Annotated in this window: 11 protein-coding genes; 5 read left to right on the top strand and 6 right to left on the bottom strand. The window is 56.0% G+C overall.

What is annotated here, in order from left to right; genetic code table 11:
* Positions 1 to 25: 25 nt before the first annotated feature.
* Complete coding sequence (locus KJI95_RS11675) at positions 26 to 532, top strand: hypothetical protein (protein ID WP_214507385.1); 507 nt, start codon at positions 26 to 28, stop codon at positions 530 to 532.
* On the opposite strand, the gene KJI95_RS11670 is transcribed toward KJI95_RS11675, so the two are convergent.
* Together KJI95_RS11670 and KJI95_RS11665 are read right to left on the bottom strand one after the other, a co-directional pair.
* The gene (locus tag KJI95_RS11670) at positions 533 to 2,473 is read right to left on the bottom strand and encodes an LTA synthase family protein (protein ID WP_214507384.1); all 1,941 of its coding nucleotides are present in this window, start codon (positions 2,471 to 2,473) and stop codon (positions 533 to 535) included.
* A 177-nt stretch (positions 2,474 to 2,650) separates the two neighbouring features.
* Positions 2,651 to 4,990, bottom strand: a complete 2,340-nt coding sequence (locus KJI95_RS11665; RefSeq protein WP_214507383.1) for a Tex family protein — start codon at positions 4,988 to 4,990, stop codon at positions 2,651 to 2,653.
* A gap of 187 nt (positions 4,991 to 5,177) precedes the next feature.
* Here KJI95_RS11665 and KJI95_RS11660 point away from each other — a divergent pair, with 187 nt between their 5' ends.
* Entirely contained in the window at positions 5,178 to 7,076 is a 1,899-nt protein-coding gene (locus tag KJI95_RS11660) for a YfiR/HmsC family protein (RefSeq protein ID WP_214507382.1), read from the top strand.
* 43 nt (positions 7,077 to 7,119) lie between these two features.
* On the opposite strand, the gene KJI95_RS11655 is transcribed toward KJI95_RS11660, so the two are convergent.
* On the bottom strand, positions 7,120 to 9,189 hold the full coding sequence (locus tag KJI95_RS11655; RefSeq protein ID WP_214507381.1) for a TonB-dependent receptor plug domain-containing protein: 2,070 nt from the start codon (positions 9,187 to 9,189) through the stop codon (positions 7,120 to 7,122).
* A gap of 257 nt (positions 9,190 to 9,446) precedes the next feature.
* Positions 9,447 to 9,941 (bottom strand): transcription elongation factor GreB, encoded by a 495-nt coding sequence (gene greB / locus KJI95_RS11650; protein WP_214507380.1) that lies wholly within the window; start codon positions 9,939 to 9,941, stop codon positions 9,447 to 9,449.
* 258 nt (positions 9,942 to 10,199) lie between these two features.
* Here greB and ompR point away from each other — a divergent pair, with 258 nt between their 5' ends.
* Positions 10,200 to 10,925: an osmolarity response regulator transcription factor OmpR gene (gene ompR / locus KJI95_RS11645; protein WP_214507379.1), complete on the top strand. Its 726-nt coding sequence runs from the start codon at positions 10,200 to 10,202 to the stop codon at positions 10,923 to 10,925.
* 9 nt (positions 10,926 to 10,934) lie between these two features.
* Positions 10,935 to 12,257 carry a two-component system sensor histidine kinase EnvZ gene (gene envZ / locus KJI95_RS11640; RefSeq protein ID WP_250885791.1) on the top strand — a complete coding sequence of 441 codons (1,323 nt, stop codon included), beginning with the start codon at positions 10,935 to 10,937 and terminating at the stop codon, positions 12,255 to 12,257.
* Between the two features lie 169 nt (positions 12,258 to 12,426).
* On the opposite strand, the gene KJI95_RS11635 is transcribed toward envZ, so the two are convergent.
* Positions 12,427 to 12,900: a peroxiredoxin gene (locus KJI95_RS11635; protein ID WP_214507378.1), complete on the bottom strand. Its 474-nt coding sequence runs from the start codon at positions 12,898 to 12,900 to the stop codon at positions 12,427 to 12,429.
* Positions 12,901 to 13,066: 166 nt separating this feature from the next.
* Positions 13,067 to 13,309: a hypothetical protein gene (locus KJI95_RS11630; protein WP_214507377.1), complete on the bottom strand. Its 243-nt coding sequence runs from the start codon at positions 13,307 to 13,309 to the stop codon at positions 13,067 to 13,069.
* Between the two features lie 330 nt (positions 13,310 to 13,639).
* Between KJI95_RS11630 and KJI95_RS11625 the strand changes: the two genes are divergently transcribed.
* A complete protein-coding gene (locus KJI95_RS11625) occupies positions 13,640 to 14,002 on the top strand; it encodes a nuclear transport factor 2 family protein (protein WP_250885790.1) in 363 nt (120 codons plus the stop codon).
* Positions 14,003 to 14,093 lie beyond the last annotated feature (91 nt).

Here is a 14,093-nt window from a genome sequence, read left to right as displayed (position 1 = left end):
GGACACGCAGCCCAACGGAGCCACGATGCTGATTGCCACCAACTATCCCCAGGTACCGTTAGCGACGAGTAACGCCGCGACGGATTCACTGCGGGTAGAGAGTCAGCAGCGGCCGCCGATAGTGCCGGCACCTGAGCTGACCAAGGGCCATGAAGAGCGCGCCTTCAATCCGCAAAATGAACGCACCGCAGACGAGCCTCAGGTGCAGGCCAAACTGCAGCAGCGGGTGGATGAGCGCCAGCAACAGCAACATCAGCAGCAACAGCAAAAACAGTCAGAGCAGCAGGCGCAGCAAACGCCCCCCGCCAAGCCGCTTAAACTACCGCCAAGGCTGCCTGCCGGCCTTAATCGCAAAGACGTTCGCATCCGCACCGAGCCGCAGCCACCGCGAAATCCAGTCGGTGGCAAGATGGCCACGCCACCGGCCGGTGAGTCTGCCAGCCTGTACCGCGCCATCGCGGCCCATGTGGGTAACTTTTACCGTCAGACCAGTGAGCCAGCGCTGGACGGCGGGCTCACCCTGACGGTCTGATCACTCCAGACGATACAAACCTTTCTGATAGGCCATACTGCCCCACAGCGCCCAGGCAAGAGCGGTTTTTTGCATATGCTCCGGCTGCGGCGCACTTTGCAGTGTGCCGTCGCTGCGCTGATAGCGGAAACCTTCCGGCGCCCGCTCAGGCTGCAAAATCACCAGCTCATCGCCGCGCATGTAGGCAAAATTCTTGTCGTACTGCATCAACGCCCGGCCCGGCCAGTCGGCGGGAACCTTGGTCAGATCCTGCCCCAGCATAGGGTAACGACCGGAAATGCCCATCAGCGACAACAGGGTTGGCGGCAAATCGATTTGGCTGACCACACGCTGATCCCGTGATGGCTCCACACCCGGTGCAATAATCAGCCCCGGAATGCGAAAACGGTTCACCGGCACCAGCTCAGCACCGCCAACGCGGCTGTCATGGTCCGCCACCACCAAAAATACCGTGTCTTTCCAATACTCTGACTCTTTGGCCAGCTTGAAAAACTCGCCTACGGCATAGTCGGCATACTTGGCGGCGTTGTTACGGGTTTGCTTGGGCTGCTCGAACAGCTCAATGCGGCCATCGGGGAACTCAAACGGGTCGTGGTTGCTCGAGCTGAACACCAGACTGAAGAAGGGCTTGCCTTCTTGATGCAGGCGCTTGAATTCTTCATCGGCGCGGCGCATCAGGTCTTCATCCGACACACCCCAACTGCCGACAAAGGCCGGATTGGAGTAATCGTCCTGATCGACGATGCGGCCAAAGCCGTTGCCCAGGAAGAAGCTGCGCATATTGTCGAAGTGGCTCTCGCCGCCGTAAATAAACGAGGTGTCGTAGCCGTGGCGGCGCAGTAGCTCTGCAATGGTAAAGAAACCCTGCTGGCTCTTGCCAAGCTTGACCACGGCGCGGGCCGGAGTCGGGGTAAAGCCCGTGGTTACCGCCTCAATGCCCCGCACCGAGCGGGTGCCGGTGGCGTAAAGGTTGTCGAAATACCAGCCTTCGCTGGAAAGCGCGTCGATATTGGGTGTCAGCGGCAGGCCGCCGAGGCTGCCAACAAAGCGGGCGCCCAGGCTTTCCTGAAGAATAATCACCAGGTTACGCGGTTTGCCCTGATAACTGGCGCTGTTTTCCGACAGGCTTGGGATTTCATCCGAGACAAAGCTTGTGGCATCACGGCCACTCTCGGCTCTTATGGTGGCAATAATCTCTTCTTCCGGCAGGGTGCCGTACATCTTGCCGGCGTTGGCTTCTTTGCCCATCTGGGTGATGGCAAAGGTCAGCGAGTAGGCTGAATTCACAGTGAGCGAGTTCACCAGCGGATCGTCGCAAAAGGCAACCATGGCCGGATTGAGCGGCCGGTGGCCAAGGGTTGAGCGCGCGCCAAGCAGGGTCACGGCAATCACCAGCACGGCCAACACAGGGCGCCACAGCAGGCGCGGATACTCAAGATTGCGGGTCAGCTTGCCCGATAAGGTCCAGCCGCCCCAGAGGATAGCCGTCGAGGCAACCAGTCCGAAAATCAGCTCCAGCGGGCGGCCATTCCACAGCATGGACAAGACTTCTTTGGGGTAAATCAGGTACTCAACGTAGAGGCGGTTGGGGCGAAAGCCGTACTCCTCAATAAAAGACGGGGTCGAGATTTCCAGAAACAGCATCAGCCACAGGCCGAGGGTCAACCAGGCGCGCAAAATCCACAGCCACAGCTTACCCACCAGATGGTTGCCACCAAAAATCACTGTGCCCAGCGCAGCAACGCCCCATAGCCAGCAGAGCGTAGCAAAATCCACCCGGATCCCCTGCAGCAGCAAGTGGCTCCAGCCATCGGCGGCGGCAACCCGCTCCTGTTGCCAGATGGCAAGGCCGATGCGGCTTAGCATCAGGGCAACCAGCGCTATCAGCGCAAAAATGGCCATCGCCCGCCAGGGGGTATGGGTCGGCTCTCTGAATCTCATTGTGTTACTCCACTGACCGCTCTTGTTGGCGGCGTTTTCTGATGCTGGGTATGATACCGACAAGCAACAAAAGTTCACCGTAAATTCACAGGATTTCAGAATTTGTTTTACCCGAAACAAAAAACGCAGCCGAGGCTGCGTTTTTTCTGAACCGTTTGGTCTAAATCAAGATAACGATTATTTTTTCAGTTTGGCTAAGGCGTCGGCAAAGGCGTTGCCCATGGCCGCGTTAATCTGCTGTGGCTTGCCGCCCTGCTTACCTTGAGGCGCCGGTTTACCGCCCGCTTTGGCAGCGCCCTTGTGACCGGCTGCAGCCTTGTGCGGCGCGGCTGGCTGGGCTTTTTCATCGAGCCGCATGCTAAGGCCAATGCGCTTACGCTCAACGTCCACTTCCATCACCTTCACTTTGACCACATCACCTGCTTTAACCACAGTGTGCGGGTCGCTGACAAACTTGTCCGACAGGGATGAAATGTGTACCAGACCATCCTGATGCACACCCACATCGACAAAGGCGCCGAAGTTGGTCACGTTGGTGACCACACCTTCAAGCACCATGTCGGGCTTGAGGTCGCGAATGTCGGTCACGCCCTCTTTGAAATGGGCAGTTTTAAACTCGCCGCGTGGGTCGCGGCCGGGTTTATCCAGCTCTTTCAGGATATCGGTCACTGTGGGCAGACCAAAGTCTTCAGTCACAAATTCTTTGGCATTGAGTGACTTGATAAGCTCACTGTTGCCAATCAGCTCAGGCAGCGCCAGATTGCGGGCGCGGGCAATGCTTTCTACCAGTGAGTAAGCTTCGGGGTGCACGGCCGAGGCATCTAGCGGGTTATCCCCTTCACGGATGCGCAAAAAGCCCGCCGCCTGCTCGAACGCCTTGGGGCCAAGACGCGCCACTTTCAGCAGTTCTTTACGGCTGCGGAACTGGCCGTTTTCATCGCGGTAATCCACCACGTTTTTGGCCAGGGTCTTGTTAAGGCCAGACACCTGACTGAGCAGCGCCACCGATGCCATGTTGAGATCAACGCCGACACTGTTCACGCAGTCTTCAACCACAGCCTCAAGGCTTGATGACAGTTGGCTCTGGCTCACGTCGTGCTGATATTGCCCCACGCCGATGGACTTGGGCTCGATTTTCACCAGCTCCGCCAGCGGGTCCTGCAGGCGGCGGGCGATGGACACGGCGCCGCGAATGGAGACGTCAAGATCCGGAAATTCCTGCGCCGCCAGCTCGGATGCCGAGTACACAGAAGCGCCCGCTTCACTCACCATCACCTTGGTCAGAGCAGGGTGGGTTTCTTTCAGCGCGGCGATGACCTCACCGGCAAGCTTGTCGGTTTCCCGCGAGGCAGTTCCGTTACCCACGGCAATCAGTTCAACCTTATGCATATTGACCAGAGTCACCAGCGCCCGCACTGACTTATCCCACTGATTTTGCGGCTCATGCGGGAAAATCGTGGTGTGAGCCACCAGCTTGCCTGTGTCGTTGACCACGGCAACCTTAACGCCGGTACGCAGCCCGGGGTCAAGCCCCATGGTGGCCTTGGAGCCAGCGGGCGCCGCCATCAGCAGGTCGTGCAGGTTGCGGGCAAATACACGAATGGCGTCTTCTTCGGCAAGCTCGCGCAGGCGGGAGATAAACTCGGTTTCCATCTGCAGCGCGACCTTGATGCGCCAGGTGCCGGTGACCACGGTTTTAAGCCAAGCGTCGACACTGCTGTCGCCAAGCTTAAGCCCCAGATGGTCGGCAATGATCACCTCGCAGTAACTGCCGCGGCCCGGCTCAGCATCCGGGTCGGCATTCATCGACAGGCTGAGAATACCTTCGTTGCGACCGCGCAGCATCGCCAGTGCGCGGTGCGATGGCACCTTGCCCAAAAGCTCGCTGTGCTCAAAATAATCGCGGAACTTGGCGCCTTCTTTCTCTTTACCTTCAATCACTTTGCTTTGCAGCACCGCGACACCTGAGAGGTGCTCACGCACCTTGCGGATAAGCTCAGCATCTTCGGCAAAGCGCTCCATCAGGATGTAACGGGCACCGTCGAGCACGGCGCGCACATCGGCAAATCCGGCGTCGGTATTGATAAAGGCACTGGCTTCGGCATCGATATCGGCACTGCGGTTTGCCAGCAGCAGATTGGCAAGCGGCTCAATTCCGGCTTCGATGGCAATCTGGCCCTTGGTACGGCGCTTTGGCTTGTACGGCAAATACAAATCTTCGAGGCGGGTTTTGCTGTCGGCGCCAATCAGCGCGGCTTTCAGCTCAGGCGTTAATTTACCCTGGGCCTCGATGGAGGAGAGAATGACCTCGCGGCGGTCATTCAAATCGCGCAAATAGCCAAGGCGACTGTGCAGGGTGCGCAGCTGGGTATCGTCCAGGCCACCTGTGACTTCCTTACGGTAACGGGCCACGAAGGGCACGGTGGCGCCATCGTCCAGCAGGGCAATGGTGGCGGCGACCTGTTCTTCACGAACGCTCAGCTCCTGGGCGATAGTCCGCGCAATATTCGCTGTCATCTAGATTACTCGTTGGTTTGTGGTGTCAAAAAACACGGGAAAAACACAATGCTGCCAAGATTACCACAGGGCACGCACCAGTTTCATGCACCTTGGTCACCATTGGTCCAAACAGGAAAAAAGCATGATCAACACCTATGCTTTTAGCAAGTTCCCGCCGTTAATCCCCACCATCAACGGAGCCGTTATGACAAAAATCGGCCAATATCTGTGCCTGGTATTGTTGCTGCTTTGCTCCCCGTTAAGCACTGGCGCCGAGCTGACTCCCGAGCAGGTAAAAACGGCCTATGTGTATAACTTTCTTAAATACGTACAGTGGCCAGACGAAAATCAGCGCCGCACCCTCAAGGTGCTGTATGTGGGTGACAACGATAAGCTGCTGTCGGTGTTAAAAAGCCTCGAGCAGCAAAAAGTCCGCTCGCTGGCGCTCAGTGTTTCAGCGGGTAACAGCGACAGCGCCATCACCGGAGCCGACGTGCTGGTAGTCGACAAAAGCCGTGAAAGCCGCCTTGGCGACATCAATGCGCTCATTCTCAATCGTCCCATCTTGGTTATTGCCGACAACGCCCGCGAAAAACAGCTGTTCGGCTTTAACTTTGTAAACCGCAGCGGCGGAAAAATCGGCTTTGAAATCAATCGCTACAATATGGTGTACAACAAGCTTACCGTGTCGAAAGACATAGTTATTCTCGGCGGCACCGAGCTTGACGTTGCATCCATGGTCAAGGACATGGAATCCACCCTGCAGGCGAACCGCGAGCAATACGCCAGGCTGCAGTCTCAGGTCACTGAAAAGCAGCGCCAGCTCGATGCCCAGCAGCAAAAGCAGAAGCAGCAGCAGGCTAAAATTACCGAGCTTGACAACACCCTCGCGCAGCAACAAACCGCCCAGGAAGCGTTGAAAAGCCAGCAGCAAGCGCTGGAGCAGAAGATGGCTGATACCCAGGCAAGCTTCAGCCGCCAGCAAGCGGAGCTTGACGCCAAGCAGCAGGAGCTGAAAAACAAAACCGATGAAATCACCGCACTGTCGGCGTCAATCAGCATTAATGAAGCACGCATCCGGGAGCAAAAAAGCGTGCTGGCCGGCTACGAAACTGAGCTGGCGATGAAAGAAAAAAGCCTGGCAAGCCAGAGTGAAACCCTTGAGGCCCAAAGCACCATCATTCAAACCCAAAAGACCCTGCTGTACATCTCCATCGCGCTCATCATTTCCATCAGCATTTCGGTGATGCTCATCTATCGCGGAGCCCGGGTCAAAAACCAGCTGTTTGTGCAGCTGGCGCACAAACATACCGAGCTTGAAAGCGCCAACGCGCAAATCATCCGCACCCGTGACCAACTGCTGAAATCCGAGAAAATGGCCGCCCTCGGCAGCCTGGTGGCGGGGGTTGCCCACGAAATAAACACGCCTATTGGTGTGGGAGTCACCTCCTCAACCCATATGCAGGAGCAACTTTCGCGCTTTATCAAACGCTATAAAGCCGAAGAAGTGACCGAGGCGGATCTCGACCAGCTTCTCGATGATTTAACCCAGTCGCTGGAATTGCTGGTGCGCAATCTCGACCGCGCCGCACGGCTTATCAAGAGCTTCAAGCAGGTCTCCATCGACCAGAGCCATGAAGAAATCCGCACACTGCAGATGAAGGAGTATATTCAGGAGGTGTGCGACAGCTTGCAGCATGAACTCAAGCGCGGCGGCCATAAGGTCAAAATCAATGCCGAGCAGCAACTTAGCTACAGCTGCGAAGCTGGCGCCATGGCGCAGGTCATCACCAATCTGGTGATGAATTCGCTGATCCATGGATTCAGACATAAGACAGATGGCGAAATCCGCTTTGACTGCTACACCCAGGAAAACCGGCTCATCATCGATTATCGCGACAATGGCTGCGGCATTGCCGACGAAACCGTCGCCAAGGTGTTTGACCCGTTTTTTACCACCCGCCGCGGCGAAGGCAGTTCAGGGCTTGGCATGCATGTCTCGTTCAACATAGTTAATCAAAAGTTTGGCGGCGACTTACAGTGCCTGCCATCCGACACAGGTGCACATTTTCGCATCAGCCTGCCGCTCCAGAGCAGTGAGTAGACGCAAAGTTGACCGAAGCCGCAGTGCATCGAAGCAACAACAGCTAGTCGAAGCGGTAGCTGAGACCAAATTCAAGAGTTCTGCCGGGCAAGGGATTACCCTCCTCGCCGCCAAAGGCATAAAAATTCTCTGCATCGAGCAGATTGCCAAGCTTCACCGACCAGCCAACGCCATGCCACAGGCCGCGCACGCTGGCATCAAGCACCTGAATCGCATCCACATCACCGGCAATATCACCATGAAAACGATAGTCGAGCCGCACCGAGCCAAAGGCCAAATCGCCGCTAACCCCCAGCAGATACTTAAGCGTTGGCATGTCTTGGGTGGCCGCCTCTGAGCCGGACGCAGGCCACACCCGGTTGATGGCGCCATTGAGTTGCCACACAGGTGAAAAACGCCACTCAAATTCGGCTTCAGTGCCGTACACTTCGAAGGTTGCGGCCGAGTTGGCAAAGCTGTTTTTACTCACCTCGTCGCCATTTTTATCGATGAATTTCAGCGACCTGCCATCGAGCGCGTTGTCAGTTTGATTGTAAAAAGCACCCAGCTTCACCATCCAGGGCGAGTTGACGTACAGCAAATCCAGCTCGGTTGAGCTGAAGGTTTCCGGGCTCAGGCTGTCGCTCAGTTTCACAAGCTCAGCCTCGGGATTGGCGGCAATACTTAAAATCCGATTGCGGGTTTCATCATTAAGCAGATACTCCTTAAGCCCGGGCGAGCGAAACGCCGAGCTGTAAAGCGCCTTGGCGGTCCAGCGATCACTCAGGCTTTTTACCAGCGCCACCCGCGGTGAAAAGTGCTCAAAGGTATCATCGCCGTATGCACCACTGTCGTATCTCAGCCCCGCCGTCAGATGCAGCCCCCAGATTGACGGGTAAAAATCCGAGTATTGCAGATATGCCGCGCGGTACTCGACGCTATCTGACGCCTCCCGTTGCCACTGTATCGCGCCTGTATCCGCTGCCAATAATTGCTGCAGCGGTAAATCCGGCACAAAAAAGCCGCCCTCGTCTCGACGTTTTTCAAGCGACATACCAAACAGCAGTGAGGTGTCAGCGCCGGGCTGCCAGCTAAGCTCGGCTTCCAGCAATTTTGAATTGACATCCACCAGATAGCGATTGAACTGCGCCTCTTCACCATCCAGGATTTGCGCGCGGGTATTGTCGATGGCAAGGCCCGCCTCCGCCGAGTCGTTATTGACCAGATGCACATCGGCCCTGAACGCCTCGCCAAAGCCGCGTTGCCAGCGCAGATAACCTATGTCGGTATCCCAGCGGATATTGTTCTCTGGCGCCGACAAGTCGCCCATCCAATGCTCACCCAGACCCGAGCTTCGCGCCATGTCGATGTAACCCAAGGTAAAATCACCCAGACTGCCGCCACTGAAGCCATGTTTCAGATAGGCAAAGTGCGCCTCCTGATCGTCATAGTAGCGTTGCAGCGGCGAGAAATCGGGGCCGACCAGGGCATCGGCGCTGCGCTTATCAAAATACGACAGCGCCGCAAAACTCTGGCCCAGGCGACTGCCAACACGGCCGTACACGCCGCCTCTGTCGCCCTGGCCATCGAGGGTGTGACTGGCATCGAGCCTTAGTAAGTCAGCGCCTTCACTGTCGGAGCTTAAGCTCACCACGCCGAAAAACGCGCTCTGGCCATACACGGCTGATGCGGGGCCACGCAGCAACTCAACCTGACGCATCGGCATCAGCGGCAGTTCATTTTCGATCGGCGCCTTGTTGGCGCGGGCATGGTTCAGGCGCACACCATCGAGCAGCACCAGATGCTTGTTGTTTTCAAAACTGCCGGCGCGCTGCCCACGGGTTTCAAACACCCGTTCGCCAAAAATGCTGTAACTGGAATAGCCCGAGCTCAGGTCGGCAAGTTCGGCAAGCGTATTTACCCCACGCTGCTCAAGCTGCTGCTGACTGAACACACTGACGTTGGCAGGCGCAAGGCTGAGCGGCAACGCCTGCTTGGACGACACCGACACCTCGATATCGGCCAGCTGCTCGAGGGATAGGTCGAAAATCGATTGCCCCGCATCGGCCCAGGCGCCCCAGGCGACGCCCATGGCCGCAAGGCAAGCGCTGACACGATTGACATGACTCTTCATCTGTTTTTATCCCGGTAAACTGGGTACCTGGATTAAGTATAGATTCGGAAAATCCACCCACCGCCCGCCGACAAGGAGCCAAGGAGCCAGGGAACCAATCGGCGGCGTGTTGAAGGAAAAAATAACGAGGAAACGGATTACAAAGGGGAAAACAACGACTGGAAGTGACTGACAGCCGGATGAACCAAGTGCCGATTACCAGGCGCCAGCCACGGAAGACAGGCATCAACGCCGCACTGGGCGGCGTTGATTAATAATCACTCCTGCCCCTCAAACGCCTGATAACGGATGGCATTGATATACCAGTCTTTACGACCGGACGGGGTTTGTACCGACACTTCGTCGTCCACCTGTTTGCCGATGAGCGCACGCGCCATCGGTGAGTCTATGGTGATGTAGCCCTTTTTGGTGTCGATTTCGTCTTTGCCGACAATCCGGTAACGTACCACATCGCCATCGTCGTTTTCGAGCTCAACCCAGGCGCCAAAGAACACCTTACCTTCCTGTTTGGGCGAGTAATCAACGATTTTCAGCACTTCAAGCCGCTTCACCAAATAGCGGATACGGCTGTCGATTTGCCGCAGCAGCCGCTTGTTATAGGTGTAATCGGCGTTTTCAGAGCGGTCGCCCTGAGCTGCCGCCTCCTGCACCTTGAGGGTGATTTCAGGCCGGTATTGTTTCCAGAGGTACTTAAGCTCCTTATCCAGAGCTTCCCAGCCCTTGCGGGTAATGAGGTGCGTTTTTTCAGTCATGGGTCAGGGCCTGTGTTTGGATCTGAGATGACACAGGGTTCCAGAAGCAAGACCTGCTTGCAAGTACCGGCGGCCGGTGCCGGGCCGCGTCGCTGACAAATTCACCGCCCCAGGCATTAGCTCACAACCTCGACACCATTTAACGAATGTTACAAAGTCGCCAGTGCATTTTGGCCCTGAACTGGCTAAATTTAGGATATTCCGCCATTTTTTCGGTTAGTATTGTGTGGCTGCAAGCCACTTTGAGGGGAAGGCTACATGGGACAGGAAACTTCCAAGATTCTGGTTGTCGATGACGATATGCGTCTGCGCGCGTTGCTGGAGCGCTATCTGGTTGAGCAGGGCTACCAGGTTCGGGCTGCGGCCAATGCCGAGCAGATGGACCGGCTGCTGGAGCGGGAAAATTTCCACATGATGGTGCTGGATTTGATGCTGCCGGGCGAAGATGGCCTGTCGATTTGCCGCCGCCTGCGTCAGAGTGGCAACCCACTGCCGATTATCATGCTCACCGCCAAGGGCGACGAAGTGGACCGGATTATCGGTCTGGAGCTTGGCGCCGACGATTATCTGCCAAAACCCTTCAATCCCCGCGAGCTGCTGGCCCGTATCAAGGCCGTGATGCGCCGCCAAAGCCAGGACATTCCCGGTGCCCCGGCGCAGCAGGAAGAAGAAGTCAGCTTCGGCGAGTTTACCCTAAATCTCGCCACCCGCGAGATGTACCAGGGCAACGAAGCCATTTCACTCACCAGCGGCGAATTTGCCGTACTCAAGGTACTGGTGACTCACCCGCGCGAGCCTTTGTCTCGGGATAAACTGATGAATCTGGCCCGGGGCCGAGACTACTCAGCACTGGAGCGTTCTATCGATGTGCAGGTGTCACGCCTGCGCCGGCTTATCGAAAAAGATGCCGCCAATCCAAGATACATTCAAACCGTCTGGGGCCTTGGCTATGTGTTTGTGCCCGACGGCAGCGCCCGGCGCTGATTTAACTCCATGGCAATAACCCTTCGTTGGTGGCAGCGGCTGCTGCCACGCAGCGCCTTCAGTCAAACAGTGATGCTGATTGGCTGCCTGCTGCTAATCAATCAGCTGGTTTCTTATGTCTCTGTTGCGCTTTACGTGATAAAGCCAAGCTACCAACAGATAAACCAGCTGATTGCACGCCAAATTAATTACCTGTTTGTCGATGACATGGTCATAGGCCGCGAATACCTGAGCCTGGTCGATGCCCTCAATGCCAAGGTGCATGACGACAGCATGCAGGTGTACAACCAGAAGCAGGCCAAAGAAGCAGGGATCGACAGTGCCACCTACTACGGGCTGCTCTCGACCCAGATGTCCCAGTATCTGGGCGGCGAAGCCGAGGTGCGTATCGCCCAGGGCGAAACCGTGCATATCTGGATCCGCCCGCCCCAGGCGCCCAGCGTATGGATCAGGGTACCGCTGTCGGGCTTCAATGAGCTGGAAATGTCACTGCTGACACTGTACCTGCTGGTGATAGGCGCACTCAGTGTTGCCGGCGGCTGGCTGTTTGCACGAAGACAAAGCAAGCCGTTGAAAGAGCTTCAAAAAGCTGCCATTAGCGTATCGCGCGGCGAATATCCCGACGCCATTACGCCGGCAGGTTCCAGCGAAATTGTTGAAGTGACCCATGCGTTTAACCAGATGGCCCACAGCATGCGCATGCTCGAGCAGGACAGAGCGCTGATGATGGCAGGGATCTCCCACGACCTGAGGACGCCACTTACCCGTATCCGGCTCGCCTCAGAGATGATGGTCGAGGAAGATGCTTATCTCAAAGACGGCATAGTCGCCGACATCGACGACATGAACGCCATCATCAACCAGTTTATTGCCTATATCCGTCAGGATCAGGAAGCGGTGTGGGAACCGGCCGACATCAACCAGCTGATAACGGATTTGGCCCAGGCCGAATCGAAACGCGACGCCACCATAGAGCTGGCGCTGACCCCGTGCCCGGCGGTGCCGATGCAGGTAATCGCCATCAAGCGGGTACTGAGTAACCTCACCGAGAACGCGTTCCGCTACGGCCGTGGCTGGCTTAAGATCTCGACCCGGGTCGACAAAAACCATGTGGTCATCAGCGTGGAAGACAATGGCCCCGGCATACCGCCAGAGCAAATCCCCAAACTGTTTCAACCCTTTACCCAGGGCGACAGCGCGCGAGGCAGCGTCGGTTCAGGGCTTGGGCTTGCGATTATCAAACGCATAGTCGACCGGCATCAGGGCAAGGTAAAACTGAAAAACCGCGCCGATGGCGGCCTTATCGCCGAAGTATTTTTGCCGAAGGAATAACGGCTGGGCGGGCTATTCTGAGGATGAGCTCAAAAACGGGCTCATAGAATGAGCTTAAATATCAAAAGCCTGAGTCAGAATTTATCAACCCTGGAGCAATAACAGGCAAGCGCCGCAGGCGCCTGCCTATCAAATTTCATACATGCATTGTCGGCGCTAACGTGCCGGATCAGAGCGCGGCGAGGATCACTTCGGCCTTGCTTACTTCAAAGCTCTTTGGTGCTTCTACGTTAAGCAGGCTAACCACGCCGTTGTCCACCACCATGGCGTAACGCTGTGAGCGCAGGCCGCCGAAAGCGCCGGTTTCCATGGTCAGGCCCAGCGCCTTGGTAAAGCTGCCATCGCCGTCGGCCAGCATCAGGATTTCAGAGGCATTCTGGGCATCTCCCCAGGCTTTCATCACAAACGCATCGTTTACCGACACACAGGCGATAAGGTCAACGCCCTTGGCCTTGAGTTCATCGGCCAGCACCACATAACCCGGCAGATGTGACACTGAGCAAGTCGGGGTGAAAGCGCCGGGTACGGCAAACAGCACCACTTTCTTGTTGGCAAACAACGCCTGTACGTCGTGATTTACCACGCCTTCGGCGGTCAGTTGTGCCAGTTGTCCGGCAGGCAGGGTTTGTCCTTGGGCTATCATGGTTTTCTCCAGAAATGAGGGTTATCCCATGCTACTCGCTTTGGCGGGCAACAAACACAGAGAAAAATCAGGGACAAGCCTGGAGCTTAAGCCGCGATTGTGTGGCAAAGCCCCAAAAAGACTAACGGCACCCGAAGGTGCCGCTGCGTCTTGGTTGGCATCAAGCCTAGTCTAGCCGACCGTTCGTTCGGCTCTTGCCGTCACAGCCGTAAGAGTCGATACATTCTGCAGGCGCTGGCTCTGCCCTGTATGCCGAGATGCTTTTCGCATCACCGACCTTCTCCGCCACCAGTTGCCGCAGCACAGGTTGCGGGGCGTCAAGGTTAGTGTCCTGCAGCGTGCCGTTGATGTCCTGGTAGGTCAACCAACCGGCGTAGGCTACGATGGCATAAAATATCTGCCGTTTCATGACAGTATCCTTCAAATATAGTTATGTGTTACTCAGGGTAAGTGCCACTGGCTGTGTCACTCTGGGTAAATTTTGTTTAAAAAAATCAGTTGTTTCAACAGTTGTTTTTTTGACCAGTCAAAAAACTGACTAAACAAATTGTGCGCAATTTATTATTTTCTTATATGACAGTAAGTTACGAAACGCAGTACGATTATTGGCGCGGAAAAATTTTTTATAATTTTTTGCTGTTATGTTATTTCTGCAGGTTGTAAAAGGGCGACCGATTGGCCATTCAGATAAAATCAACGCCGCCTTCGTCAAAAAACAATGAGCAAACAAGGATATCCAATGACTCCGGAACAATTGGCTCAGGGACAATTAGAGGCATACAACGCACACGACCTGGAAGCCTTCCTGCCCTTTTTCAGTGACACAGTAGCGGTTATCCGCCCGCCGGCGAGCGAGCCGGTGCTGCGCGGCAAAGCGGCCTTTGCCGAATTTTATCGAACCGAACGTTTTTGCCTGCCAGCGCTGCATGCCGAAGTTGTCAGCCGCATGGTGCTTGGCAATAAGGTGATAGATCATGAGCGCATCACCGGCCTGGGTAACACGCCGTTTGAGGTGGCGGTGGTGTATGAAGTCCGTGACGGCCTTATCCAGACCATGTGGAGTTTTGGCGCCGACAAAATTCAGAGCCCAGAGTTGAGCTGATAGCGACAGCCCGCAGCTACGTGTTAGCGTTCACGTTAGCTTTCGCGCTTGCTTTAACCGGCCGTTTGATGCTTTGTTTGTCGGCTGAACT

Origin of the sequence: Shewanella jiangmenensis, from assembly GCF_018596335.1 — a bacterium.
GTDB classification, from domain to species: domain Bacteria; phylum Pseudomonadota; class Gammaproteobacteria; order Enterobacterales; family Shewanellaceae; genus Shewanella; species Shewanella jiangmenensis.
The sequence above is the reverse complement of the archived record's forward strand: the minus strand, read 5'-3'. Positions and strand labels throughout refer to the sequence as shown.

Bases quoted from the DNA above. Each gene is read 5' to 3' on its own strand.
- KJI95_RS11675 (WP_214507385.1), top strand. From the start codon at position 26: ATGCTGATTGCCACCAACTATCCCCAGGTACCGTTAGCGACGAGTAAC.
- KJI95_RS11670 (WP_214507384.1), bottom strand. From the start codon at position 2,473: ATGAGATTCAGAGAGCCGACCCATACCCCCTGGCGGGCGATGGCCATT.
- KJI95_RS11665 (WP_214507383.1), bottom strand. From the start codon at position 4,990: ATGACAGCGAATATTGCGCGGACTATCGCCCAGGAGCTGAGCGTTCGT.
- KJI95_RS11660 (WP_214507382.1), top strand. From the start codon at position 5,178: ATGACAAAAATCGGCCAATATCTGTGCCTGGTATTGTTGCTGCTTTGC.
- KJI95_RS11655 (WP_214507381.1), bottom strand. From the start codon at position 9,189: ATGAAGAGTCATGTCAATCGTGTCAGCGCTTGCCTTGCGGCCATGGGC.
- greB (WP_214507380.1), bottom strand. From the start codon at position 9,941: ATGACTGAAAAAACGCACCTCATTACCCGCAAGGGCTGGGAAGCTCTG.
- ompR (WP_214507379.1), top strand. From the start codon at position 10,200: ATGGGACAGGAAACTTCCAAGATTCTGGTTGTCGATGACGATATGCGT.
- envZ (WP_250885791.1), top strand. From the start codon at position 10,935: ATGGCAATAACCCTTCGTTGGTGGCAGCGGCTGCTGCCACGCAGCGCC.
- KJI95_RS11635 (WP_214507378.1), bottom strand. From the start codon at position 12,900: ATGATAGCCCAAGGACAAACCCTGCCTGCCGGACAACTGGCACAACTG.
- KJI95_RS11630 (WP_214507377.1), bottom strand. From the start codon at position 13,309: ATGAAACGGCAGATATTTTATGCCATCGTAGCCTACGCCGGTTGGTTG.
- KJI95_RS11625 (WP_250885790.1), top strand. From the start codon at position 13,640: ATGACTCCGGAACAATTGGCTCAGGGACAATTAGAGGCATACAACGCA.